The sequence below is a fragment of the Saccharothrix sp. 6-C genome (assembly GCF_016695385.1).
GTDB classification, from domain to species: Bacteria; Actinomycetota; Actinomycetes; order Mycobacteriales; family Pseudonocardiaceae; genus Actinosynnema; species Actinosynnema texasense.
On record NZ_CP064192.1, the window covers coordinates 4,425,250 to 4,450,170 of the forward strand.

Below are 24,921 nucleotides of genomic sequence, written 5' to 3' on the forward strand. Positions count from 1 at the left end.
CTCCCGCACGCCCGCGGGAGCACGCTCGAGGCGGAAGGAATCCGAGGAGGAAGCCATGAAGGCGCTCGTTTATCACGGTCCCGGCCGCAGGGCCTGGGAAGACGTGCCGGACCCGGAGTTGGTCGACCCGACCGACGCGATCGTGCGAATCACCGCGGCCACGATCTGCGGCACCGACCTGCACATCCTCAAGGGCGACGTGCCCGAGGTGGAGCCCGGCCGGATCCTGGGTCACGAGGGCGTGGGCGTGGTCGAGCGGGTCGGTGCGGCGGTCACCGGGATCAAGCCGGGTGACCGGGTGCTGGTGTCGTGCATCAGCGCGTGCGGGCGGTGCGCGTACTGCCGGACCGGTGTGTACGGGCAGTGCCTGGGCGGTGGTGGCTGGGTCCTCGGGCACACCGTGGACGGCACGCACGCGGAGTACGTGCGGGTGCCGTTCGCGGACACCTCGACCTACCTGCTGCCCGACGGCGTCACCGACACCGCCGCCGTGATGCTGTCGGACATCCTGCCCACCGCGTTCGAGGTCGGCGTGCTCGCCGGGAAGGTCCAGCCCGGCCAGACGGTCGTCGTCGTGGGCGCCGGGCCGATCGGCCTGGCCGCGATCGAGACCGCCCGCTTCTACAGCCCCAACCACGTCGTGGCGGTGGACCTGGACGCGTCGCGGCTGGAGGCGGCCAAGCAGTTCGGCGCGGACGTGGTGGTGAACGCGGCCGACGACGTCGAGCGGGTGGTGTTCGAGCTGACCGGCGGGCTGGGCGCGGACCTCGCGGTCGAGGCGGTGGGCGTCCCGGAGACCTTCGAGCTGTGCACGCGGCTGATCCGCCCCGGTGGCCGGGTCGCGAACGTCGGTGTGCACGGCAAGCCGGCCACGCTGCACCTGGAGCAGCTGTGGATCCGCAACGTCACCATCACCACCGGCCTGGTCGACACGGTCACCACGCCCACGCTGCTGACGATGCTCGCGGGCGGCAGGCTCGACGCCGAGCGGTTCGCCACGCACCGGTTCATGTTGGATGAGATGGAGACCGCCTACGACGTGTTCCAGCGGGCGGCCGAGACCGGCGCGCTGAAGGTGGTGCTGACCCGATGACCGCCGTCGAGGAACGCCTGGAGGCGTGGACCGGGTTCCGCGGCGCGGACTGGCGGCACGACATCGACGTGCGCGGGTTCATCCAGGCCAACTACACCCCCTACGAGGGCGACGACGCGTTCCTGGCCGGGCCGACCGAGCGGACGACGGGGCTGTGGCGGGACCTGTCCGGGCTGTTCGCCGAGGAACGGCGGCGCGGGATCCTGGACGTGGACGTGCACACGCCGTCCACCATCACCTCCCACCGGCCGGGCTACCTCGACCGGGCGCAGGAACTGATCGTCGGGTTGCAGACCGACGCGCCGCTCAAGCGGGCCATCATGCCGGGCGGCGGCCTGCGCATGGTCGAAGCCGGCCTGCAGGCCTACGGCTACGAACTAGACCCGGCCGTACGGGAGATCTTCACCAAGTACCGCAAGACGCACAACGACGGCGTGTTCGACGCCTACACCGACGAGATCAAGCGCGCCCGCCGCGCCGGGGTCATCACCGGCCTGCCCGACGCCTACGGGCGCGGCCGGATCATCGGCGACTACCGACGGGTCGCGCTGTACGGCGTGGACCGGCTGATCGACGCCAAGCGCGCCGAGCGGGCCGCGATCGACGACGTGCCGTCCACCGAAGAGGTGATCCGCGACCGCGAGGAGCTCGCCGAGCAGATCCGCGCCCTGACCGAGCTGAAGGAGATGGCGCGGTCCTACGGCGACGACATCTCCCGGCCGGCGACCACCGCCCGTGAAGCCGTGCAGTGGCTGTACTACGCCTACCTCGCGGCGGTGAAGGAGCAGAACGGCGCGGCGATGTCGCTCGGCCGCACGTCGACGTTCCTCGACGTGTACTTCCAGCGCGACCTCGACGCCGGGCGGCTGACCGAGTCGCAGGCGCAGGAGCTGGTCGACGACCTGGTGATCAAGCTGCGGATCGTGCGCTTCCTGCGCACCCCCGCCTACGACGAGCTGTTCTCCGGCGACCCGACCTGGGTCACCGAGAGCATCGGCGGCATCGGCGAAGACGGTCGGCCGCTGGTCACGAAGACGAGCTTCCGGTTCCTCCAAACCCTCTGCAACCTGGGTCCGGCGCCGGAGCCGAACCTGACCGTGCTGTGGTCGCCCGCCCTGCCGGAGGGCTTCAAACGGTTCTGCGCGAGGGTGTCGGTCGACACCAGCTCCATCCAGTACGAGAACGACGAGCTGATCCGGCCCCGCTTCGGCGACGACACCGCCATCGCCTGCTGCGTGTCCGCCATGAAGATCGGCAAGCAGATGCAGTTCTTCGGCGCACGGGTCAACCTGGCCAAGGCGCTGCTGTACGCGATCAACGGCGGCCGAGACGAGCTGACCGGCGACCAGGTCGCACCACACCGTCCTCCGATCACGGGCGAGTACCTCGACCACGACGAGGTCCGCGCGGCGTTCGACCGGACGCTCGACTGGTTGGCCCGCACGTACGTGGACGCGCTGAACATCATCCACTACATGCACGACAAGTACGCCTACGAGCGCATCGAGATGGCCCTGCACGACCACCCCGCCCAACGGCTGCTCGGCTGCGGCATCGCCGGGCTGTCGGTCGTCGCGGACAGCCTCTCGGCGATCAAGTACGCGAAGGTGCGCGTCATCCGCGACGACACCGGCCTGGCCGTCGACTTCGCGGTGGAGGGCGACTTCCCCCGCTACGGCAACAACGACGACCGCGCCGACACCATCGCGGTGGGGCTGGTCGAGGACTTCATGGCGCTCGTGCGCCGCTACCCCGCCTACCGCGACGCCGTGCACACCCAATCGGTGCTCACCATCACCTCGAACGTCGTCTACGGCCGCCACACCGGCAACACCCCGGACGGCAGGCGCGCGGGCGAGCCGTTCGCCCCCGGCGCCAACCCGATGAACGGCCAGGACCGGCACGGCCTCGTGGCCGCGGCCCTGTCCGTGGCCAAGCTGCCCTACGACGAGGCGCTGGACGGCATCTCGCTCACCGCCAGCATCACGCCGAACGGGCTGGGCCGCGACACCGCGGAACGGGTGACCAACCTCGTCGGCGTGCTCGACGCCTACACCGACGCCGGAGGCTTCCACCTCAACGCCAACGTGCTCAACCGGGAAGTCCTGCTCGACGCCATGGAGAACCCGGACAAGTACCCGCAGCTGACCATCCGGGTGTCCGGCTACGCCGTGAACTTCGTGCGCCTGACACCGGAGCAGCAGCGCGACGTGGTCAACCGCACGTTCCACGGAGGACTGTGATGACCACCGGGGCCGTCCACTCCTGGGACCTCGCCACGGCGGTGGACGGCCCCGGCACCCGGTTCGTCGTGTTCACCGCCGGGTGCCCGCTGCGCTGCCTGTACTGCCACAACCCCGAGACGCGGTTCGCGCGGTACGGGCGACGCGCCAGCGTCGACTCGGTCATCGCCGAGATCGAGAAGTACCGCCGCTTCATCCAGGTCGCCGGCGGCGGCGTGACCATCAGCGGCGGCGAACCGCTGCTGCAACCGGAGTTCACCGCCGAACTGCTGCACGCCGTGAAAGCCATGGGCCTGCACACCGCCCTGGACACCTCCGGCTTCCTCGGCGACCGGGCCACCGACCGACTGCTCGCCGACACCGACCTGGTGCTGCTGGACATCAAGTCCTGGGACCCGGCCACCTACCGGCACGTCACCGGCGGCGAGATCGCCCCGACCTTAAGGTTCGCCCGCCGCCTGTCGGACCTGGGCAAGTCGATGTGGATCAGGTTCGTCCTGGTGCCAGGACAGACCGACGCGCCGGACAACGTGGAGGGCATCGCCTCGTTCGTCGCCACACTGCCGTCGGTCGAACGCGTGGACGTTCTGCCGTTCCACAAGATGGGCGCGCCGAAGTACGAAGCCATCGGCCTGCCGTTCCTCCTGGCCGATACCTCGACACCCGACGCGAAGCTGGTCGAACGGGTTCGCGGTCAGTTCCTGGCGCACGGTCTGCGGGCGTGATCGGGAGCAGGTCAGGGCAGCAGGTCCCTTTCCTGCAGCAGGGAACGGGCGTGGTCGATGGCGTCGGGTGTGTGGTCGAACACGCGCAGGTCCAGTGTGTCCAGGGCGCGCCGGTGTTCGTCGCGCACACCGGAGAGCAGGACGGTGATGCCGCGGTGTTCCAGGCGCCGCACGGCGTCGCGCAGGACCTGCACGCCGGTGGCGTCGACGGCGGACAGCCGCGACATCCGCAGGATCACCACCGCGACGGGCGTGACCTCGGTCAGTTCCAGCAGGAACCGGTGGGCGGCGGCGAACAGCAGCGGGCCGTCCAGCCGGTAGGCGACGATGTGCCGGGCCAGCAGCGCCCGTTCCTCCTCGCGGTGGTCACCCGGTTCCAGCGGCACCTCCTCCAGCCGCGCTGTGCGTGACACAGCCCGCAGGGCGAACACGCCGGCGAGCACGAGGCCGACGATGACGGCGGTGACGAGGTCCAACGCGAGCGTCGCCACGGCGGTCAGCGCGAGCACGGCGGCGTCGGTGCGGCCGGTGCGGGCCAGCGCCCGCACCGAACCGACCTCGATCATCCGGACGGCCGTGGCCAGCAGCACGCCGGCGAGCACCGCGAGCGGGACGCCGGCCACCCACGGCGCGGCGACCAGGACGATCTGCAGGAGCACGACGGCGTGGGTGAGAGCGGCGAGCCGGGAGGTCGCGCCCGAGCGGACGTTGACCGCCGTGCGCGCGATGGCGGCCGTGGCGGGCACCCCGCCGAACAGCGGCGCGACCAGGTTGGCCAAGCCCTGGCCGAACAGCTCACGATCGGGGTCGTGCCGCTGGTTGACGCTCATCCCGTCGGCGACCGCGGCCGACAGCAGGCTCTCCAGCGCGGCGAGCGCGGCCACGGCCACCGCCGACGGCAGCAGCGACCACAGCGCGCCGAGGTCGAGGAACCCCGGCGACGGTGCGGGCAGCGTCGTCGGCAGCGTCCCGATCGTGGCCACGGGCAGCGCCACCCACTGCGCGACGGCGGTCGCCACGACCACCGCGGGCAACGAGAACGGCACGCCGGGACGCCACCGGGCACCCACGAGCATCACCAGGACGACACCGGCCGCGAGGGCGACGGCCTCCCAGCGGGGTGCGGCGGCGAAGTCCGCCAGGGCCGCGACGGCAGCGAGCACCACGTGGTCCTCGTCGGGCACGGACGCGCCCAGTGCCGCGGGCACCTGCTGCAACGCGATCACCGCCGCGATGCCGATCGTGAAACCCTCCACCACCGGCACGGGCACGTACCGCATGTAGCGGCCCGCGCGAGCGACCGCGAGCAGCACCAACAGGAGCCCTGCCAGCAGACCGACGGTGAGCACACCGTCCACACCGTAGCGGGCGACGATCGGCACCAGCACCACCGTCATCGCACCGGTGGGACCGGACACCTGGAGGCTGGAGCCACCGAACACCGCCGCCAGCGCCCCCGCCACCACGGCCGTGACCAGCCCGGACGCCGCCCCCAACCCGGAGGCGACGCCGAACCCGAGGGCCAGCGGCAGGGCCACGATCGCCACCGTCACCCCGGCCACGAGGTCCCGGCGCGTCGCACCCGCCCAATCGGCCCTGGCCGGCAGGAACGCCGTCACGCCCGCTCCTCGTCGCGCAGCATCTCCAGCAACTCGTTCTGGCCCGCCAACAGGCCGGTGAGCACCTTGCGCGCGACGCGGAGCAGTTCGGCCACGTCGTCGCTCGTCAGCGCGTAGACCACGGTCGTGCCGTCCCGGGTCGCCGTGACGATCCCCGAGCGGCGCAGCACCGCCAGCTGGGCCGAGAGGCTGGAGGCCTCGATGCCGATGTCGGCCAGCAGGTCGCGCACCGGCTTCGGGCCGTCCTGGAGCAGTTCGAGCACCCTGATGCGCGCCGGGTGCCCCAGCATGCGGAAGAACTCGGCCTTGGCCTGGTGCAGCGGGAGTGGCACGACGGCCTCCGACAAGTTGTAAAGTTGAAAACTTCTTCAACTCTACAACACGATATCGGCAGCCAACGCGGTCCGCGTGCCGTCCGCGATCTCGATGTCCTCCCGGGCGGTGACCACCCAGACCGGCACTCGGGACCTTTCCGCGCCGATCCCGGCATCGCCCGAAGCCGCGGCGTTGGCTCCGCGGTTCAGGGCAAGCCCCAGGAACGCCAGGCCGTCCACCACCCGGGCACGCACGTCGGGGTCGTGCTCGCCGATGCCGCCGGTGAAGACCAGCAGGTCCAGGCCGCCGAGTGAGGCGGTCATGGCGGCGATGCCCTGGCGCAGCCGGTGGGTGAAGACGTCGAGGGCCAGGCGCGCGTTCACATCACCCTGAGCCGAGGCGGCGTGCACGTCGCGCAGGTCGGCGTGGCCGGCCAGCCCTCTCAGCCCGGAGTGGTGCGCGAGGCCGTCGGCGAGTTTGTCGGGGGTGAGGTGGTCGAGCAGGTGCAGCAGCAGGCCGGGGTCGAGGTCGCCGCTGCGGGTGGCCATGGGCAGGCCGGCCAGCGGGGTGAAGCCCATCGTCGTGTCGACCGAGCGGCCGTCGTGGACGGCGGCCAGGGAGCAGCCCGCGCCGAGGTGGCAGGTCACCACGCGCGAGCCGCCGCCCGCCAGTTCGACCGCGCGGCGCGAGGCGTAGGCGTGGGAGAGGCCATGGAAGCCGTAGCGGCGAAGGTCCCAGCGCTCGCGCCAGGCGGACGGCAGCGGGTAGGTGGCCGCGGCGGCGGGCAGGGTGCGGTGGAAGGCGGTGTCGAAGCACGCGACGTGCGGCACGTCGGGGAACAGCGCCTGGGCGGCGTCGATGCCGGCCAGTGCCCTGGGCTGGTGCAGAGGGGCCAGGTCGGTCAGTTCCTCGATCCCGCGGCGTACGTCGGGGGTGATGACGGTCGGGGTGGTGAAGCGGGTGCCGCCGTGGACGACGCGGTGACCCACGGCGTCCACCGGTGGCAGGGTGAGGTCGAGGTCAAGGTCGGGGGTGCCGTCCCACCGTTCGACGTGGTGCTGGGCGAGGACGGTGTCGTCCTCGCCCAGCACGCTCAGCTTCAGGCTCGACGAGCCCGCGTTGACCACGAGCACGTTCATCAGTACGACCAGGTCCAGTCGCGGATCTCGGGCAGGTCCTCTCCGTGCTCGCGGATGTAGGCGTGGTGGCGGGTGCGCTGGTCCTGCATCCGCTGGCGCAGGCCGGCGGCCTTGACACCCAGGCCGGGGACGCGGTCGATCACGTCGATGACCAGCCGGTAGCGGTCCATGTCGTTGAGCACGAGCATGTCGAACGGCGTGGTGGTAGTGCCCTCCTCCTTGTAGCCGCGCACGTGGATGTTGTGGTGGTTGGCGCGCCGGTAGGTCAGGCGGTGGATCAGCCACGGGTAGCCGTGGTAGGCGAACAACACCGGCTTGTCGGGGGTGAACAGGGCGTCGAACTCGTGGTCGGGCATGCCGTGCGGGTGCTCGGTCTCGGGCTGCAGGCGCATCAGGTCGACCACGTTGACCACGCGGACCTTCAGCTCGGGCAGGTGCTCGCGCAGCAGCGCGGTGGCCGCCATGACCTCCAGGGTCGGTGCGTCACCGGCGCAGGCCAGCACCACGTCCGGCTCGGTCAGACCGTCGTCCGTGCCGGCCCACTCCCAGATGCCCGCGCCACGAGCGCAGTGCAGCGCCGCTTCCTCGGGGCTGAGCCAGTCGGGGGTGTAGTTCTTGCCCGAGACGATGACGTTGACGTAGTCGCGGCTGCGCAGGCAGTGGTCGGCCACGGACAGCAGGGTGTTGGTGTCGGCGGGCAGGTAGACGCGGACGACTTCGGCCTTCTTGTTCATCACGTGGTCGATGAAGCCGGGGTCCTGATGGCTGAAGCCGTTGTGGTCCTGGCGCCACACGTGCGAGGAGAGCAGGTAGTTCAGCGACGCGACCGGGCGCCGCCAGTCGATCTCGCGGTGGGTCTTGAGCCACTTGGCGTGCTGGTTGAACATCGAGTCGATGATGTGGGTGAACGCCTCGTAGCAGTTGAACAGGCCGTGCCGCCCGGTGAGCAGGTAGCCCTCCAGGAAGCCCTGGCACAGGTGCTCCGACAGCACCTCCACCACCCGGCCGTTGGTCTCCAGGTGCTCGTCGGTCGGCAGCTTCTCGGCCAGCCACTGCTTCGCGGTCACCTCGAACACGGCGTCCAGCCGGTTGGACGCGGTCTCGTCCGGGCCGAACAAGCGGAAGTTCTTCTCCACCACGTTCAGTGTCATGACGTCGCGCAGCATCCGGCCCAGCGCACGGGTCGGTTCGGACGTGGTGGTGCCGTGCTTGGTCACCTCCACCGAGTACGGGGTGGTGCCGGGCATGCGCAGCTCGCGCAGCAGCAGGCCGCCGTTGGCGTGCGGGGTGGCGCCCATGCGCAGCTCACCGCGCGGTGCGAGGGCCAGCAGTTCGGGCTTGGGGTGGCCGTCGGCGTCGAACAGCTCCTCGGGGCGGTAGGACCGCAGCCAGCCCTCCAGCAGCGCCAGGTGCTCGGGGTTGTCGCGGACACCGGCGAGCGGGACCTGGTGCGAGCGCCACGTGCCCTCCACCGGCACACCGTCCACCTCGGACGGCCCGGTCCAGCCTTTCGGGGTGCGCAACACGATCATCGGCCAGCGGGGGCGCTCGGTGTCCCCGGCACGGGCCGCCTCCTGGATTCGGTGGATCTCGTCGAACACCTCGTCGAAGACCTCGGCCATGCGCGGGTGCAGCACCGCCGGGTCGTCGCCCTCCACGTAGAACGGGGCGTAGCCGAAGCCGCGCAGCATCGCGTCCAGCTCCTCGTGCGGGATGCGCGCCAGGATCGCCGGATTGGCGATCTTGTAGCCGTTGAGGTGCAGGATCGGCAGCACCGCACCGTCGTTCGCCGGGTCGAGGAACTTGTTGCCGTGCCAGCTCGCAGCCAGCGGACCGGTCTCCGCCTCGCCGTCGCCCACGACGCACGCCACCACCAGGTCGGGGTTGTCGAACGCCGCGCCGAACGCGTGCGCCAGCGAGTAGCCGAGCTCCCCACCCTCGTGGATCGACCCCGGCACCTCCGGGGCCACGTGGCTGGGCACTCCGCCGGGGAAGGAGAACTGGCGGAACAGCTTGCGCATGCCGTCGCCGTCGCGCTGCACGTTCGGGTGCGTGTCGGTGTAGGAGCCCTCCAGCCAGGTGTTGGCCAGCAGCGCCGGGCCACCGTGGCCAGGACCGGTCACGAACAGCACGTCCTGGGAGCGGTCGTTGATCACTCGGTTGAGGTGGGCGTAGAGGAAGTTCAGACCCGGCGTGGTGCCCCAGTGGCCCAGCAGGCGGGGCTTGATGTGCTCCGGGGTCAGCGGCTCGGTCAGCAGGGGGTTGCCGAGCAGGTAGATCTGCCCCGCCGAGAGGTAGTTGGCGGCCCGCCAGTAGGCGTCAACCAGGTCGAGGTTGATGGGTCCGGACTGCGACATCTCGCGTTCTCCTCCTGTGTCGGGGTGCTGACGCCAGCCTGCCTTCGGAACCGATTCCGCCGCAGAGCACGCGGTCCTTGACCTGACAGGGTCCTTTGACCCTCACCAGGTGACTTGTGGCGCTGTCGGCCCGCGCACCGCGAGGCGCACGGTCGGCGCGTGAACAGGACACCTCGCGTCACGACGGTCCTCGTCGCCGGGTTCGTCGCGCTCAACGCGATTGCCGGCGGCTTCGGCTTCCTCGGCGGCGGCATCGACATGGGCTCGACCATTACGGGCCGATTCCCACTCCACAGCCCGGTGCTCGCCGGGATCGCACTGCTGGCGGTGGTCGACGTGCCGATGACCGCCGCGGTGGTACTGGCACTGCGCCGCGACCGGCGCTGGAGCGTCGCGGCGATGGCCGCGGGTCTCGTGCTCGTCGGTTGGATCGTCGTGCAGGTGGCGGTGATCCGCACCTTCAGCTGGATGCAGCCTGCTTCGGTGGTCGCGGGGGTCGTGGTGTTCGTCGCCGGATGGCGGGGGCGAAACGCGTCGGACGTCCCGGTGCAACGAGGACCTTTGCCCGCTTCGGCACGGCGCCCGCGGCGCGACGCTTGAGTCGAGGAAAACGACTGAAGGAGACGAGAGCAATGACGACGTTCGCCCACTCCAAGGGTTTGGCCGGTAAGGCGACCCGTGCGACCGCCACGACGGCCGTTCGTGCCGACACCGGCGCGATGGCGCTGGCGGTCCTGCGGATCACGACCGGGTTCGTGTTCCTCTGGGCCTTCTTCGACAAGCTGTTCGGCCTGGGCTACGCCACCAAGGCCGCCAACGCGTGGGTCAACGGCGGATCGCCCACCAAGGGCTTCCTCAGCCGGGTCGCGGTCGGACCGTTCGAGTCCACCTTCCACGCCATCGCCGGCGCCTGGTGGGCCGACTGGCTGTTCATGCTCGGCCTGCTCGCCATCGGCGTCGCCGTCATCGCCGGCATCGGTCTCCGCCTCGCCGCGATCGCCGGAACCTTGATGATGCTGCTCATGTGGGCCGCCGAGTGGCCGCTCGCGCAGTTCACCTCGGCCGGCGAGCCGAGCATGTCCACCAACCCGATCGTCGACTACCACATCATCTACGCCGTCGCCCTGATCGCCGTCGCCACCGCCGGCGCGGGCGCCACCTGGGGCCTCGGCCGCTGGTGGGCGGCCCTCCCGGTGGTCCGCGACCACACCTGGCTGCGGTGACGTCCCCCCGAGCGGGCGGGCCGAGCGGCCCGCCCGCTCCGAGCTGTCCGGATCGAGTGGGAGGAGACAGGGTCATGAGCGGGTCGAAGAAGATCGTCGTAGGTGTGGACGCTTCGCCGGCGGGCGCAGCGGCACTGGCGTGGGCAGTGCGCCACGCGGGAGCCGGCGGCACCGTGCTGGCCGCATCGGTGTGCCGGATGTTCCCGGAGGTGTGCGGCGGTGAGGACGCCTTCCACAGCGCCCACCGACGGGTGCTGCGCGAGGCCGTCGACGAGCTGGGTCCGTTGGAGGGCGTGCGGATCATCGAGACCGTCGTGGACGGCGAACCGGGTCCCGTACTGACCGGCCTGGCGCAGGACGCCGACACCCTCGTGCTCGGCGGCCACGAGTACCAGCGCGGGGACGTAGCGGTGGTGGGCTCGGTCGTCACATACTGCGTGCGGCACGCCCCCTGCCCGGTCGTCATGGTCCCGACTCCGGGAGGTGAGGACGGCGTCGGTGCCAGCAGGCAACGGGTGGCGCAGGAGTTCCGGTGACCTGGCCGCCTCGGACGACGATCCGGCGGCAGGCTGGACCTGCGGCCTGCTCGGCCGGAACGGCGGGACAAGAAGACGGCGATCTCGCCGGCGGTGGGCACCTCAGAACCCGCTGCCGGCGAGATCGCCGTTTCAGGTGCGGCTGACCGTGACGTGGGTTGGCGGGCAGCCGGGAGGCCCTCGGTCCGCGAACTGGCCTCGCAGCCCGAACCAGCCCTCACCGTTGCGCCCAAGTCGGCGGATCGGTGAGGGCTGGTTGGTCCAGCCGCGGCATCTCCGTCAGGCGCTCACCGGTCCCGGTCGGACCACCAGCACGGGACACGGCGCGTGGTGCAGGACGCCGTGGCTGGTCGAGCCGAGCAGGAGTCCGGTGAGAGCACCCCGACCCCGGCTCCCCACGACCAGGAGCCCGGCGTCGGCGGCGTGGTGGACCAGGGCGTCGGCGGCGTTGCCGTGCGTAACGACGAACTTCAGCGGCACGTCGGGGTACTTGTCACGCCACGGCGCGAGGGTCGCGACGAGCCTGCCGCACCGAGCGGCGTCGTGGTCGGCCACGTCCAGGCCCAGCGTCTCGGCCACCGCATCGGTGAACGCCCCGGACGGGGTGCGCGAAACGCTCACGGCGATCAGCGGCACACGGCGTGCCGCTGCCTGTTCGAACGCCTCGGTCAACACTGCCGGTTCCTCGCCGTGAACACCCACGACGACCGGCCCCTCGCGCACTTCGCCGCGCACGACGACCACCGGGCAGCCGCTGTGGCCGGTGACGGTGATGGCTGTGGAACCCACCAGCAGGGCGCCCATCCCACCCATCCCCCGCGATCCGAGCACCAGCAGGCAAGCGTCGACCGACCGGGCGGTGAGCAACGATGCCGGATCGGCTACCTCCGCATGCGGAACCAGCGCGACACCGGGGTCTACCGAACGCGCCGCCTGAACCGCCTCGTGCAACCAACCCAACGACTGCCGGTGCAGCGCTTCACGGCTGTGCAGGTCCCAGTCCAGGGGCAAGGACAACTCAGCATGTACCAAGCACAGCGGCACACCGAGCCTCATCGCCTCGGCGGCCGCCCAGCGTACCGCGCCGAGCGCGGGGCCTGAGCCGTCGACGCCGACCACCACGGGTCCATTCATCTCGAACGCCTCCTCATCGACTTTTCGCCCGTGTCGGCCATCGAGACGACCGGGATCACCACCGCGGCCAACCGAGCGCGCGCGGCGGGCTGCCACCCAGCAGTTGCGGCAACGGCGGCAAGGACAGGGACAGCACGGCGACCTCGAAGCCGACCGGCGGGCAGCACGTTGGGCCCGTCGGCACGCAGCCGGCGGGCGGCCTCGACCGAGGTGAGGCCATCGGTGGCGATCTTCGCCTCATCCGGCACGTCGTCACCCGGTCCGGTGACTGGTCTCGGTGTCGTCCCAGCTGTGGGTCAACTCGCTCACGACGTCCACGACACCGGGCAGCGCCCTGGTCAGCCGGACGGCGATGTCAACCTCACTGCGGCGCTCGATGTGGCCTCGCAACGTGACCACGCCATCCGCCACCTGCACCTCGACCGCAGTCGGCTCCAGCCACAGTGTGCGCCGCATGACCTCCTGCGTGATCTCCTGCCGCAGCTCGGTGTCGGTGCGCAGGAAGACGCGCAGCAGGTCCCGACGGGACAGCACGCCGACCAACCGGCCTTCGCCGTCGACGACGAACAACCTGCGCACGCCCGCCGCGGCCAACTGGTGCGCGGCGGCGCTCGCGGGTTCGTCGGGACCGGCGGTGATGACGGGGCCCGCCATCACGTCTGCCGCGGTCGTGCCGTGCGCCTGACGCCAGCGCTTTCTGGTCTCGGGCTTGGCGAACAGCGGCGGCGCCACTTCGGTGCCGCCGCGGTACTCCTCCTTGGGCAACAGGTCGGATTCGGAGACCACGCCGACCGGGTGGCCCTCGTCGTCCACAACTGGCACGGCGCTGAATGCGCCCGCGGTCAGGATGGCGGCGAGTTCCTTGAACGACGTGCCGGCGCGGACGCTGACCACCTCGCCGGTCATCAACGAGGCGACAGTGGGTTCACGCATGGCTCTCTCCCGTCTTCAGAGCGGACCGGGTCGGGATCGGACTCCGAGTCGAAGGCAGTGGCACCCGACCGCGTTGCGCGCCAACCGCACAACGGGCCCGGCGTCCACCGTTCGACCTACTCGGCTGATCCGGCACCTCCAGCCTCGTCCGAGAGGGTGCGGAGACACAGAGTCCTTGGTCGTCCCGAACGTCCTGAGCGCGACGGGACCTTGGACCCTGCGACGGAAGCGGTGCCACCGTCGGCGGAGAGGACCGAAGACCCGGTCCGACGGGATCTTCGTTCCCTGTCACCCGCACAGGTCAACGACCAGGCTGAAGGCATGAGCAACGTGCACGAGATCCTCAACATCCGCACCGACCTGGGCACCGGCGTCCCCGCCGATGCCACCGAGTACGCCCGCACGAAGGTCGCGGCGGTCGCCAAGTACGCGCCTGCGGACGTCCAGTTCGCACACGTCCGGTTGCGCACCGACGGACCGCGGTCGATCGTCGCGCACGCGTCGTTGGACGTGAACGGGACACCGGTGAACGCCGAGGCCGCCGCCGGGACCTACCAGGAAGCGGTGGACCTGCTCCACGACCGGTTGCAGCACCAGCTCGCCGACATGGGTCACTGAGACGGAGGACGAGCCGGCGGTTCGAGTGGGTATCAACGGTTTCGGGCGGATCTGGCGCGACGTGCCGCGCGCCGCGTTCGACCGCGGCGACACCGGCCTGGAGATCGTGGCGGTGTTCGGCTGGTACGGCAACGAGTGGGGCTACGCCAACCGCACCCTCGACTTCGCCCGGTCGTTCGGGCAATCGCTGTAGGCGGGTGAGCGGGTGCCGGGCCGACAGCCCGGTATCCCTGCCCGCTCCTGGCTGCTCCCCCACGACGTACGAAGGGTGCTTCCCACGGAACTGCGTGGGAAGCACCCTTCGTACGTCTCATGGTGGGGAGGACGGCCGTCCCCGAGAGCCGGTTCACCGAGCGCGGACGGCACCACTCGCTTCCGCTTTCCGGGAACCGCACCTCCACCACACCCGCCACAGCGCCCGCCAGGACCGCGGCGACGTGTCGGTCGCATTCGTCGTCCAGCTCGTCCACGATCGACACACGGCCGTCGACCACGGCGACCTTCCACCGGTGCTGGCCGCCGTAGAGGCCGAGCCGGTGGCGAACCTCGGCCTCCAACGCGCGGTCGTCGCGATTGACCGCGCGCAGCATGTCCCGCCGGATGACGATGCCTACCAGGCGCCCGTCCTCCACGACGTGAGCGCTGCGCGCCCCGTGCTCCAGCATCCGCCGCGCCAACTCGCGCACGTCCGCACCGTGTGCAACGCCGACGGCCGATTCACCCATCACGTCGATCACCGTCCGGCGCGGCACCGGCCGACCGCGCGGAGGTTCGCCGTGCACCAGCATGCGCGGGTCGACGGACAGCCGGTCCCGCAACGCGTCGGCTTCGGTAACCCCACGCCGACCAGGGCACCGCCGCGGTCTCACCACGGCAGCATTGTGAGACCGCGTCGCGCCAGCCGGTCGCACGCATCTCGGACAGGCGTCTCGGGTGTCACCGTGACCACATCCCGGGTCATCACGTCGCGAACCCTCACCGCGCGGCCTCCTCGTTTGTGGCCGGCTCGCCGGTGTGGTGGCCGTCGCCGGCGGGCAGCACGACCACCGGGACGGTGGCGTGCCGCACGCAGTGCATGCTGGTGCTGCCCAGCACGACCTGGCGCAGCCTGCTGCCGCTGTGCGAGGCGACGACCAGCATCGCCGCGCCGCGTGCCGCCTCCTCCAGCGCCTGGGCGGCGGGGCCGCGCACCGGCAGCCGGACGACCTCGGGCAGGTTCGGTCGCCCGGCCGAGACAGTGCTCAGCGCTTCGTCGATCAGCTCCTCCGAGCGGACACGGGCTTCTTGCTCGGTCGTCATCGTCCAGTCGGCCAGCGGCTCGTAGGCGTAAGCATTGACGACGTGCAGCGGGACGCTTCGTCGCAGCGCCTCGTCCAGCGCCCACTGCAACGCGCGTTCACCCGCCGGGTGCCGTCGACGCCGACCACGATCGGGTTCGTGCTCATGACTCCACCTCGTCGAGTCCGATGATGATCTCCGGCGCGCGCCGGAGGGTGTTGTGCACGGTGCAGTGCTGCAGGACGGCCAGCAGCGCCGTCTTGCGGTGCTGGGACAGCCCGGCGGGTACCGCGACGTCCAGCCGCACGTCGGTGACGCGCTGCTGCGGATCCGCGCCCGTCCGGTATTCGGCGGTCACCGCCAAAACCGTTCGGGGGATGCCGTGGCGGTCCAGGTAGCGGCCCGCGTAGAAGGCGGTGCACGCCGCCATCGATCCGACCAGGAGTTCGACCGGGCTGGGCCCGACGTCGGCGCCGCCGTCGAGCTGTGGCTGATCGGTGGGCACCAAGTGGTCGCGCAGCGCTACCACGTACTCCTCGCCGGCCACGTAGGTGACCGAGACCTGCGCGGTCTTCGTGGCGGTGCTCATGGCGTCCTCCTCGCGTCGCGCAGCTTGCGCAGGAACGGGTCCACCGGTTCGGCGGGCGCCACGCGCACGCGCGCGTCCACCGCGATCACGTGGTCGGAGGCCAGGACCAGGGGGTTCAGGTCCAGCTCGGCGACCTCGGGCAGCGACTCGGCCAGGTGCGACACGCGGCGCAGCACGTCGCGGACGGCCGTCTCGTCGTGGTCCCCGAACACCTTCGGCGCGGCGCGGAAGCCGTGCAGCAGGTCGTCCAGGTCGGCTTCGGACAGCGGCGCGAGAGCAGCGGCGCGGTCGTCGACCAGGTCGGTGTCAACACCCCCGAGCCCGGTGACCACGAGCGGCCCGAACTGCGGGTCGGTGACCACGCCGACGAGCAGTTCGCGCCCGCGCCGGGCCATCGGCTGGACGAACACGCCGGTCAACCGGTCGCCGAACCGGTCGCGCAGGGACTCGAAGCCGTAGGTCACGGCGTGGTCGCCGGCGAGGTCGAGCAGCACGCCGCCGCCCGAGCTCTTGTGCAGCAGGTCGTCGGCCACCGCCTTGAGCGCCACGGGCACGTCGAAGGAGCGCTGGGCGGCCACCGCCGACTCCACGTCCCGCACCACCACACCTCCCAGCACGGGCAGCCCGAACGCCGCGAGCAGCCGAACCACCCGGTCGGGTGACAGCCACCCCTGCTGACCGGCGATGACCGCGCGCGCCTCGGCCAGGTCGACGCCGGGCAGCTCGACGAGCTCCGGTTCGGCGTGGCGCAGCCACCGGCCGCGCTCGACCAATGCGGCCAGCACGGCGGCGGCACTCGCCGGGTCGGCGTAGCGGGCGATGCCGTCCGATGTCAGCGACACCGCCTCGTCTTGGTCGGCGCGCACCGCCAGCACGGGCTTGGCGGTGCGGTGCACCCCGCCTGCCGGGTCGCCGACCGCGGTAGGGACGGTGACCGCGATGACCGCGTCCACGCCCGGGTCGGCCGCGACCAGGTCCAGGCAACGGCCGAACGTGCGCTCGTCCACGGCGGCCGTGGTGTCGACCGGGTTGTGCGCGCTGGCGGTGCCGGGCAGCAGGGCCCGCAAAGCCTCTGCGGTGTCCGGGCCCAGCTCGGCGACGGCCAGTCCGCGGTGGACGCACGCGTCGGCGGCGAGAACGCCCAGACCGCCCGCGTTGGACAGCACGGCCACCCGATCGCCCGCGGGCAGCGGTGTGGCGTGCAACGCGGCCAGCACTTCCACCAGTTCACCGACGCCGTCCACCGCGGTCACCCCCGCCTGCCGGAACAGCGCGTCACGGGTGACGGCCGGGGTGGCGGTGGAGGCGGTGTGCGAGGCCGCGGCGCGCTGACCGGCCTCGCTGCTCGCCGCACGCACGGCCAGCACCGGCTTGCGCCGCGCGACCCGCCGCGCCAGGCGCGAGAACTTGCGCGGGTTGCCGAACGACTCCAGGTACAGCGCCACCGCCTTCGTGGCCTCGTCGCGCTCCCACCACAGCAGCAGGTCGTTGCCGCTCACGTCGTACTTGTCACCGGTCGACACCAGCTCCGTGGTGCCCAGGCCGAGCGCGCGCAGTCGTTCGACCACGGCGATCGCCACCCCACCGGACTGGGTGACCACACCAACCTCACCCGCGGTGAGGCGGCCGTCCATGAAGGTGGCGTTCATCCGCACGCCGGGGTCGGTGGCGGACACGCCGACGCAGTTGGGTCCGACCAGGCGCATGCCGTACCGGCGCACGACGTCCAGCAGTCGATCCGGGTCCACCCCGGAAGTGATCACGACCAGGGCCTTCACCCCGCGTCGACCGCAGTCCTCGGCGACCTGCGGCACCGCCTCGGCCGGGACGCACACCACCGCCAGGTCCGGCGCCTGCGGCACATCGGCGACCGACCGGTAGGAGGCGACACCCAGAACCTGGTCGGTGTGCGGGTTCACCGCGTACACCGCACCCGTGTAGCCACCGGAGACCAGGTTGTGCAGCACGGCGTTGCCCACCGAGGACCGCTTGCGCCCCGCGCCCACCACCACGATGGAGGTCGGCTTGAGCACCACGCGCAGGCTGGCCACGTCGGCGGCCTGCTCGCGGTCGGCGACCGCCTCCAGATAGCGCTCGTCCGAGTCGAGGCCGAGGTCGATGCGCACCTCGCCGTTGTCGGCCGCAGAGGTCCACACCAGGCCGAGGTCCGCGAAGACGCGCAGCATCTTGGAGTTCACGGTGAGCACATCGGCGCGGAACCGCCTCACGCCCCGCCGTCGGGCCAGTGAGACCAGGTGCTCCAGCAGTAGTGTGCCGACGCCGTGGGACTGGCGGTCGTGCGCGACCACCAGCGCCACCTCGGCGGTGTCGTCGTCGAGCAGGACGTAGCTGGCGGCACCCACCAGCACGTCGGAGGCGAACGCGCCGATCACGACGTGCAGCGGTTCTTCCGGCGAGGTCAACCGGGCGACGAACTCGTCCAGGTGCCGCGGCGCGGCACTGAAGAACCGCAGGTAACGGTCATCCGGCGGAAGACCGAGGTGTAGCGCGAGCAGGGCCTCGGCGTCGGCCGGACCCAGCTCGCGCAGCGCCACCACGGACCCGTCCGCCAGTAGCGCGCGGTCGACGTTCGAAGAAGTGGTCACAGCAGCGGTCCCGGGGTGATCACCGGCTTGTGCTCCACCGGTACGGACGGGGCCTCGGGCTTGGGCTCGCGGATGACGACGACCGGACAGTGCGCGTGGTGCACGCAGTAGGAGCTGACCGAACCCAGCAGCACCTCGCGGATGGGTCCCGCTCCCCTGCTGCCGACCACCAGCAGCGCCGCGTCCCGCGAGGCGCGCACCAGCACGTCGCGGGCATCACCCTCGGCCAGGACCGCGCGGACATCGCCCCCGGCCTCGCCGAGGATCCCGTCCAGCAGCGCCTCGTTGTCCTCGCGCAGCCGCTGCGGGTCCATCCCGGCGGCCACGGCGGCGGACATCGCCCCGATGACCATGCTGTGGTCCACGTGCCAGGCCAGGACGGCCTCGACCACGGTGCCACGCAGCTTCGCCTCTTCGACCGCCCATCGCAGCGCGGCCCGGCTGGAGGGCGATCCGTCCACGCCCACCACGATCCTGTCGTCCATCGCTCCTCCTCGGGTGCTCCTGTTCCCAGCCTCTCGGTCGGCGGACACGACGGTCAGGTGCAGCGGTCACCCGTGGGCCGGGACCTTCGGCCCTGAACCGCCGGAGTGCGGCACGAAGCGAACAGTCACGGCACCCGTCGCCCTGATCAGGGCTGATCGGCCATCTTCGTCGGTGACGTCGGCCTGCCCTTCGACCCTCGCGCGGCCGCACGCCAGCAGCAAGTCGGAATCGGAAGATGTCATGGTCATGATGGGTGTGAAGGGTTGCCCGCGAGCCGCGAGGCGCTGCGCTGGGGTTGATGCAGGCGGCGCGCACGGGCGACACCGTGGAGGGGCTGATCGCGTGGCTGCACGAGCCGAAGCCCGTGGCCATGATCGCGATTGATGTACCCCTCATGCCGACGACACCCGGCACGCGAACTGCGCGGACGGATCGTGCAGCAGGTCCGCGCCTCGCTGCCGGACGCCACCGATCACCGAGGTGCCCGGTCGTGGTCGTGCCGCCGCCCGCCACGCGGTGACCGCCGGCAGGTGCCTGACGGGCGCTGAAACGGCTCACATGGCTCCGGCCCCCACGAGCCCGTCTGCGCATATCGGCGTGGAGACGGCGGTGTGCGGTCATGGCGGAAGTAGTGCGGGTGGCGCTGTGGTGGATGTCGGCCTACGAGGTCGACGTCCACGACCGGGGAAGGGCTATCGGCAACGACGCCATGCTCATTCAGTGCCTCGGCTCGTGGTCACGGGCCTGCATCGCCTCGACGACCGCAGGCAGTTGCGCCTCGACGACGGCGACGACGGCTTCGCATTCGTCGATCAAGGTGTCGGCCGAGCGGCCGAAGTAGGCCGCCTGTCGTTCGCCCGCCGCGAGCAGCATCCGGGCGACGGTGGCCGCGAGGGCGAGGTGGTCGTCCTCGCGGAACCTGTAGCCGCCGAACATTCCCTCACCGTCGAGACGGAAGACCGTGTCCGGACCGATGGCGTGCGGGTCGTTGTGCAGCAGCTTGCTCCAACGGCCGTAGGTGCCGGGAGCTTCTTTCCCGTGCACCTCCTTGATCATGGTGGTGAGGGAGAGCGGTTTGGAGAAGTGGTCGACTCGGACGAACGGCACATTCGCCTCGGGTGTGCGTTCGACGGTCAGCCCGGCTTCCGCAGCCCGGCCGGTCCACGACTTGGGTTTCGACCACAGAGCGAGCATCGCACCACGCAGAACGCGTTCCTCGCTCGTGGCCAACGGCGCTAGGAGCCAACCGGTCATGGCCGTGCCTTCCATGACCGCGCGTGCGGGCGCGAACGCCGCAGCGTGCAGCCATCGCCGGTGTTCGGGACCGTCAGGTTCTACGGGGTCCAGCCAGTAGGCGCGGGCCAGCAGGCCGAGGTGTTGTGTCACGGCCTGGGCGGCGAGCACCGCAGCGTCTTCGCAGCAGCTCGCGAACAACGCTTGGGCGAAGGTCAGGTCGTCTCTGCGGAGTCCGTCGGCCTCTCGGTTCCACGGCGCGTCCGGTGAGCACTCGGTCACCAACAACGCGTCACGCCACACTCGCCGAAGCGAGCCGTAGACCTCGACCAGCACATCGGCCACCGTCGGGGGCAGGTCAGGCGCGGCATCGTCCACCTGTCGACACTATCCGCTATCACCCTTTGGGCACATCCGACGACGCCGGCCCGCAGGACAGCGGGCTCCGCGCCGGACCGGCGAGGGGGTTCCCGTCCGACACGGAGCCCATGGAGGTCACCCTGTGGGGTGACCAGGTCGGAACGTGGGGCTTGAGGGTCGAGTGGTAGAAGCTACCGGTGTTTCCGGGACGTCCCCAGGGGTCGCCCGACCGGTGGGTGGTTCGATCATGGCGTTCCGGCTGTCGATCCTGCCCTTTCGCGAGGACCAGTGTGGATCGCGTCGGTGATCCGCTGCGCTTCCTCCTCGGCGGTGACCACGTGGGCGTCCGCGCCGGGGAACAGCAGCACTCGTGCGTCGGTGTCCAGCCAGTGCACCTCGTAGGGCGGCGTGCCGTCGGGGTGGCGCAGCTGCTCCACCAGCGCGCGGCGGGCGCCCTCGCCGTGCCCGACGACGATCCAGTCGCCCACCCTGGCCTTCACGGCTGGTCCTGCGTCGGCCGGACCACGGCCAGCGGGCACGTGGCGTGGTAGACCAGCCCTTGACTGGTGGAGCCCAGGACCATGCCGGCGAAGCCCCCGTGGCCGTGGCTTCCCACGACCAGCAGTTGGGCGCCGACGGCGGCGGTGAGCAGGGCGCGCACGGGACGGTCACGCAGCACGACCCGCGTCACCTCCACGTCGGGGTACTTCTCCTGCCACCCGGCCAGGCGCTCGGCAAGGATGCGGCGCTGCTCATCCTCGACCTGGGACCAGTCCACGGTGAAGCGGGAGCCGTAGACGCTGTCGACCAGGACGTCCGTCCACGCGATCACGGCGGTCAGCGGGGCGCCGCGCAGGGACGCCTCCTCGAAGGCGAACGCGACGGCCTGCTCGCTGACCGGCGAGCCGTCCACGCCGACCACGACCGGGCCGCGCTCGTCGACCGGTTCGCGGACTACGACCACCGGGCTGTGCCCGTGCGCGGAGACCGCGACGGCCACCGAGCCGACCAGCAGCCCGGAGAACCCGCCCAACCCCTGCGAACCGAGCACGATCATCCTGGCGCGGCGGCTCTCCGTAATCAGCGCGGCAGCGGGCCGGTCGACCACGAGGACGGTCTCGACCTCGACGTTCGGCACGGCCATGCGAGCGGCCTCGGCAGCCTCCTGCAGCCACTGCAGTCCCTGTTGTTCGAACGCCTCCCGCACCTCGGGACCGTTCACGACGAGCTCCGGGTAGCCCTGCGCGGGCAGCAGGTAGGCGTGCACGAGCCTGAGCGGCACGCGAAGCCGGGCGGCCTCCCGTGCGGCCCACGCCGCAGCGGTCACCGCCGACGCCGAACCGTCCACTCCGACCACGATCGGGGCACTCATCACAGGTTCCTCTCCGGGTTCGAATCCGATGTCACCAGGGCGGGCGCGGCTTCCGCCGTCGTCGCGACGGTCCGCGAGGACCGCTCGACGCGAACGGCGAACGCGTGAGGACCTGGCCGTCGTGCGCGAACACCGACCAGCGGTGCACCGTCCGCGATCGGGACGCGGTGCACCCGGTGCTCGACGATCACATGCGCGGCCGGTACGCCTGGTGCCATCCCGTGTCCCGAGCCGGTGACGTCGTGAGTCCTCACGCCCACCTCCTCCACCACTGACGCTAGGCAGCCATCCCGCCCGGCGACGCGGTCGTTGGTCCCTGCCGACCAGGGACCTGCAGCTGTGAATCCGGGGACCGTCCCCCTGGGCGCGCTACTTGATCCCGGTATCGGGATCGGCGGAGAGCTCCGGCGGCCACGCAGGGCCTCAGGCGCGTCGTGGCAGGGTCTTTGGGCCCTGTGCCGGATCATTGCTCCAGGCGAGCCTGGAGACAGGTGAAGGGAAGGGGTCCGACAGTGGTGGCGCGCGTGTTCCTGGTGGACGACCACGAGGTGGTCCGGGTCGGTGTCCGGGAGCTGTTGAACAGCGACGACAGCTTGCAGGTCGTGGGCGAGGCGGGCTCGGTGGCCGAGGCACTGGCCAGAGTGCCCGGCAGCGGCGCGGACGTCGCCGTGCTGGACGTGCGGCTCCCGGACGGCAACGGCATCGAGCTGTGCCGCGAGCTGCGATCGCAGCTGCCCGACCTGAAGTGCCTGATGCTCACCTCGTTCACCGACGACGAGGCCCTGTTCGACGCCATCATGGCCGGCGCCTCCGGATTCGTCCTCAAGCGCATCCTCGGCAACGACCTGCAGAACGCCGTCCGCAAGGTCGCCGCCGGAGAATCCCTGCTCGACGCCCGCTCCACCGCCGCGCTGCTGGGCCGCATCCGCCGCGAGCGAGAGGAAGGCGACCCGGTGCGGATGCTCACCGAGCAGGAGCGCACCGTGTTCGACCACATCGGCGAAGGCCTGACCAACAAGCAGATCGCCGAGAAGATGTTCCTCGCCGAGAAGACGGTCAAGAACTACGTCTCGCACCTGCTGGCCAAGCTCGGCCTGGAACGCCGCACTCAGGCCGCCGTCCTCGCCACCAAGCTGCGCAAGCCCAGCGCGCCCTCCGACGAGGAATAGCCGTAGCGTGCCGCTAGAGCGGAACCTGCCACGTCAGGCGGGTGCCGCCGGTGGGTTCGGCGGCGGCTGTGCATGTGCCGCCGAGTTCGACGGCGCGCTGTTCGAGGTTGCGCAGGCCGCTGCGGGCGACCTGCGGCGGCATGCCCACACCGTCGTCGACCACGGTGACGGTCAGGGCGTCACTCGCCTCGACGGTGAGGACGAACCCGCTCGCGCGGGCATGGCGTACGACGTTGCTCACGGCCTCGCGCACCACGGCCTCGGCATGCTCGGCGACGTTCTCGGGCACCGAGTTGTCCACCGTTCCGCTCATCCGCACCGTCGGCGTCACCGGCACGTCCTCGGTCAACTCCGACACCAGGTCCAACAGCCGTCGACGCAGACCCGGTGCGTCGTCGCTCGCCTGGAGGTCGAAGATCGAGGTGCGGATCTCCAGCACCGTCTCGTCCAGCTGCACCACGGCCTTCTGCACGCGCTCCCGCACCCGCGGATCGCGGATCGTGCCCAACGCGCCCTGCAGGCTCATGCCGGTGGCGAACAACCGCTGGATCACGTGGTCGTGCAGGTCACGGGCGATCCGGTCGCGGTCCTCCAGCACGTCCACCAACCTGCGCGCCCGCTGGTTCTCGGCGAATTCCAACGCCACCGCAGCCTGGTCGGCGAACGACGCCAACAACGGCACCTGCTCCGCCCCGAACCGCGCGCCGCCCTTCTCCCGCGCCACCAGCAACACCCCGGTCACGGTCGATCCGGTCCGCAGCGGCACCGCCACACCGGGGCCGACGCCGGCGGGCACTTCCCCCAGCATGCCCTCCAGGTCATCGATGAGCATCGGCGCGGCCGACTCCAGCACCTGCTCCACGAACGCACCGGTGCCCGGGAACGGCCCCCCGACCAGTCCTTCGATCTGGTCACCGACACCGGCCGCCATGCGCAGCCGCTGCCTCGCCCCGTCCTCGACCAGCACGATCAGCGACATCGACGCCACCGACAACTCCCGCGTCCGCTGCACGATCAACCGCAGCGCGTCGTCGGCCAAGGCACCGCCCAACAGCTCGGTGTTGACTTCCGCGGTGGCCTCCAGCCAGCGCTCCCGCATCCGGGACCGCTCGAACAACCGCGCGTTCTCGATCGCCACGCCCGCGGCGGCGGCCAACGCGGTCAGCACGACCTCGTCGTCAGGGGTGAAGTCGGCACTGTCGATCTTCTCGGTCATGTAGAGGTTGCCGAACACCTCGTCGCGCACCCGAACCGGAACGCCCAGGAAGCTGTGCATCGGCGGGTGGTTCGCCGGAAAACCTACCGACGCGGGGTGCTCGGACAGGTCGTGCAGCCGGATCGCCCGCGGATCCTTGATCAACAGCCCGAGCAGCCCCTTGCCCTCCGGCAGGTGACCCATGTGCGAACGGGTTTCTGGATCGATACCGACGTAGACGAATTCCGACAAGTTCTCCTGGGTGCCCAGCACACCCAACGCGCCGTACCGCGCCCCGACCAGCTCCACCGCCGCCTGCACGATCCGCTGCAACGTCGAGTCCAGCTCCAACCCGGCGCCCACCGCGAGCACCGCGTCCAGCAGGCCCTGCATCTTGTCCCGGGTCGACCCGATCTCGGTCAACCGCTCCCGCACCTCGTCCAACAACTCGTCCAAGCGCAGGCCGCCCAGCAGGCGGTGCGGCTGTTCACGGTCCGGATCAACCATGGGTACACGGTTCCACGAACCAGGCGTGATGGCCAAGAGGTGCACACACTGTGTGCTCGGCGCACACCCGGTGCTGTGCCGGACGTCACGCAGCTCGATTGATCCGCGCTCGGCGGACCACGGCCGGTGACCTGCCCGCAGGCAGGTCGGTCAGCGCGCGGCCGTCCTCGTGGGCGTCCCTGTCGATTGGT

The 24,921-nt window shown here is 71.0% G+C and carries 25 protein-coding genes and 1 pseudogene; 9 read left to right on the plus strand and 17 right to left on the minus strand.

Features of this window, described 5'->3' with window-relative positions; genetic code table 11:
• The first annotated feature begins 55 nt into the window (after positions 1-55).
• The 3 genes from IOD16_RS18480 to pflA are packed head-to-tail and all read left to right on the plus strand — an operon-like array spanning position 56 to position 4,061.
• A complete protein-coding gene (locus tag IOD16_RS18480; RefSeq protein WP_201441038.1) occupies positions 56-1,093 on the plus strand; it encodes a zinc-dependent alcohol dehydrogenase family protein in 1,038 nt (345 codons plus the stop codon).
• The gene (gene pflB / locus IOD16_RS18485) at positions 1,090-3,336 is read left to right on the plus strand and encodes a formate C-acetyltransferase (protein ID WP_201441039.1); all 2,247 of its coding nucleotides are present in this window, start codon (positions 1,090-1,092) and stop codon (positions 3,334-3,336) included. Before IOD16_RS18480 ends, pflB begins: the two co-directional genes overlap by 4 nt.
• Positions 3,336-4,061: a pyruvate formate-lyase-activating protein gene (gene pflA / locus IOD16_RS18490; protein ID WP_201441040.1), complete on the plus strand. Its 726-nt coding sequence runs from the start codon at positions 3,336-3,338 to the stop codon at positions 4,059-4,061. The genes pflB and pflA overlap by 1 nt, the downstream gene beginning before the upstream one ends.
• Before the next feature lie 11 nt (positions 4,062-4,072).
• Here the strand turns inward: pflA and IOD16_RS18495 are convergent, their stop codons facing one another.
• From IOD16_RS18495 to IOD16_RS18510, 4 genes are read right to left on the minus strand one after another with little or no spacing between them, the layout of a single operon-like run.
• Positions 4,073-5,680, minus strand: a complete 1,608-nt coding sequence (locus IOD16_RS18495) for a SulP family inorganic anion transporter (RefSeq protein ID WP_201441041.1) — start codon at positions 5,678-5,680, stop codon at positions 4,073-4,075.
• Positions 5,677-6,012 (minus strand): ArsR/SmtB family transcription factor, encoded by a 336-nt coding sequence (locus tag IOD16_RS18500; protein WP_201441042.1) that lies wholly within the window; start codon positions 6,010-6,012, stop codon positions 5,677-5,679. The genes IOD16_RS18495 and IOD16_RS18500 overlap by 4 nt, the downstream gene beginning before the upstream one ends.
• A 42-nt stretch (positions 6,013-6,054) precedes the next feature.
• Positions 6,055-7,134 (minus strand): acetate/propionate family kinase, encoded by a 1,080-nt coding sequence (locus IOD16_RS18505; RefSeq protein WP_201441043.1) that lies wholly within the window; start codon positions 7,132-7,134, stop codon positions 6,055-6,057.
• The gene (locus IOD16_RS18510; RefSeq protein WP_201441044.1) at positions 7,134-9,491 is read right to left on the minus strand and encodes a phosphoketolase family protein; all 2,358 of its coding nucleotides are present in this window, start codon (positions 9,489-9,491) and stop codon (positions 7,134-7,136) included. The genes IOD16_RS18505 and IOD16_RS18510 overlap by 1 nt, the downstream gene beginning before the upstream one ends.
• A gap of 159 nt (positions 9,492-9,650) precedes the next feature.
• Here IOD16_RS18510 and IOD16_RS18515 point away from each other — a divergent pair, with 159 nt between their 5' ends.
• The 3 genes from IOD16_RS18515 (at position 9,651) to IOD16_RS18525 (ending at position 11,250) form a co-directional block, all read left to right on the plus strand.
• Positions 9,651-10,091, plus strand: coding sequence for a hypothetical protein (locus IOD16_RS18515; protein WP_201441045.1), 441 nt, complete (start codon positions 9,651-9,653; stop codon positions 10,089-10,091).
• A gap of 119 nt (positions 10,092-10,210) precedes the next feature.
• Entirely contained in the window at positions 10,211-10,714 is a 504-nt protein-coding gene (locus IOD16_RS18520; protein WP_236595188.1) for a DoxX family membrane protein, read from the plus strand.
• A gap of 74 nt (positions 10,715-10,788) precedes the next feature.
• Positions 10,789-11,250: a universal stress protein gene (locus IOD16_RS18525; RefSeq protein ID WP_201441047.1), complete on the plus strand. Its 462-nt coding sequence runs from the start codon at positions 10,789-10,791 to the stop codon at positions 11,248-11,250.
• A 279-nt stretch (positions 11,251-11,529) separates the two neighbouring features.
• Here the strand turns inward: IOD16_RS18525 and IOD16_RS18530 are convergent, their stop codons facing one another.
• From IOD16_RS18530 to IOD16_RS18540, 3 genes are read right to left on the minus strand one after another with little or no spacing between them, the layout of a single operon-like run.
• A complete protein-coding gene (locus IOD16_RS18530) occupies positions 11,530-12,369 on the minus strand; it encodes a universal stress protein (RefSeq protein ID WP_236595084.1) in 840 nt (279 codons plus the stop codon).
• A gap of 11 nt (positions 12,370-12,380) precedes the next feature.
• The gene (locus IOD16_RS18535) at positions 12,381-12,632 is read right to left on the minus strand and encodes a cation-transporting P-type ATPase (RefSeq protein WP_201441048.1); all 252 of its coding nucleotides are present in this window, start codon (positions 12,630-12,632) and stop codon (positions 12,381-12,383) included.
• 4 nt (positions 12,633-12,636) lie between these two features.
• On the minus strand, positions 12,637-13,317 hold the full coding sequence (locus IOD16_RS18540; RefSeq protein ID WP_201441049.1) for a CBS domain-containing protein: 681 nt from the start codon (positions 13,315-13,317) through the stop codon (positions 12,637-12,639).
• A 321-nt stretch (positions 13,318-13,638) separates the two neighbouring features.
• On the opposite strand from IOD16_RS18540, the gene IOD16_RS18545 reads away from it, so the two are divergent.
• On the plus strand, positions 13,639-13,935 hold the full coding sequence (locus IOD16_RS18545) for an HPF/RaiA family ribosome-associated protein (RefSeq protein WP_201441050.1): 297 nt from the start codon (positions 13,639-13,641) through the stop codon (positions 13,933-13,935).
• Positions 13,936-13,960: 25 nt separating this feature from the next.
• A complete protein-coding gene (locus IOD16_RS40405) occupies positions 13,961-14,128 on the plus strand; it encodes a hypothetical protein (protein WP_236595290.1) in 168 nt (55 codons plus the stop codon).
• A gap of 442 nt (positions 14,129-14,570) precedes the next feature.
• On the opposite strand, the pseudogene IOD16_RS41280 reads toward IOD16_RS40405, so the two are convergent.
• The 9 genes and pseudogenes from IOD16_RS41280 to IOD16_RS18585 all read right to left on the minus strand — a co-directional run.
• Positions 14,571-14,723 (minus strand): annotated as a pseudogene (locus IOD16_RS41280) (hypothetical protein); the annotation flags it as partial.
• 77 nt (positions 14,724-14,800) lie between these two features.
• The gene (locus IOD16_RS40415; protein ID WP_236595189.1) at positions 14,801-14,896 is read right to left on the minus strand and encodes a CBS domain-containing protein; all 96 of its coding nucleotides are present in this window, start codon (positions 14,894-14,896) and stop codon (positions 14,801-14,803) included.
• A 14-nt stretch (positions 14,897-14,910) separates the two neighbouring features.
• On the minus strand, positions 14,911-15,324 hold the full coding sequence (locus IOD16_RS18555) for a universal stress protein (RefSeq protein ID WP_236595085.1): 414 nt from the start codon (positions 15,322-15,324) through the stop codon (positions 14,911-14,913).
• A gap of 52 nt (positions 15,325-15,376) precedes the next feature.
• On the minus strand, positions 15,377-15,802 hold the full coding sequence (locus tag IOD16_RS18560; RefSeq protein ID WP_201441051.1) for an OsmC family protein: 426 nt from the start codon (positions 15,800-15,802) through the stop codon (positions 15,377-15,379).
• Positions 15,799-18,408, minus strand: a complete 2,610-nt coding sequence (locus tag IOD16_RS18565; protein ID WP_201441052.1) for a bifunctional acetate--CoA ligase family protein/GNAT family N-acetyltransferase — start codon at positions 18,406-18,408, stop codon at positions 15,799-15,801. The genes IOD16_RS18560 and IOD16_RS18565 overlap by 4 nt, the downstream gene beginning before the upstream one ends.
• Positions 18,405-18,893: a universal stress protein gene (locus IOD16_RS18570; RefSeq protein WP_201441053.1), complete on the minus strand. Its 489-nt coding sequence runs from the start codon at positions 18,891-18,893 to the stop codon at positions 18,405-18,407. Before IOD16_RS18570 ends, IOD16_RS18565 begins: the two co-directional genes overlap by 4 nt.
• 718 nt (positions 18,894-19,611) lie before the next feature.
• Positions 19,612-20,505 carry a hypothetical protein gene (locus IOD16_RS18575; protein ID WP_201441054.1) on the minus strand — a complete coding sequence of 298 codons (894 nt, stop codon included), beginning with the start codon at positions 20,503-20,505 and terminating at the stop codon, positions 19,612-19,614.
• 227 nt (positions 20,506-20,732) lie between these two features.
• Positions 20,733-20,987 (minus strand): DUF1918 domain-containing protein, encoded by a 255-nt coding sequence (locus IOD16_RS18580; protein ID WP_201441055.1) that lies wholly within the window; start codon positions 20,985-20,987, stop codon positions 20,733-20,735.
• Positions 20,984-21,859, minus strand: a complete 876-nt coding sequence (locus IOD16_RS18585; RefSeq protein ID WP_201441056.1) for a universal stress protein — start codon at positions 21,857-21,859, stop codon at positions 20,984-20,986. Before IOD16_RS18585 ends, IOD16_RS18580 begins: the two co-directional genes overlap by 4 nt.
• Before the next feature lie 512 nt (positions 21,860-22,371).
• Between IOD16_RS18585 and IOD16_RS18590 the strand changes: the two genes are divergently transcribed.
• Entirely contained in the window at positions 22,372-23,028 is a 657-nt protein-coding gene (locus IOD16_RS18590; RefSeq protein ID WP_328809480.1) for a response regulator transcription factor, read from the plus strand.
• 13 nt (positions 23,029-23,041) lie between these two features.
• On the opposite strand, the gene IOD16_RS18595 is transcribed toward IOD16_RS18590, so the two are convergent.
• Positions 23,042-24,730 (minus strand): sensor histidine kinase, encoded by a 1,689-nt coding sequence (locus IOD16_RS18595; RefSeq protein ID WP_201441058.1) that lies wholly within the window; start codon positions 24,728-24,730, stop codon positions 23,042-23,044.
• Between the last annotated feature and the right edge of the window lie 191 nt (positions 24,731-24,921).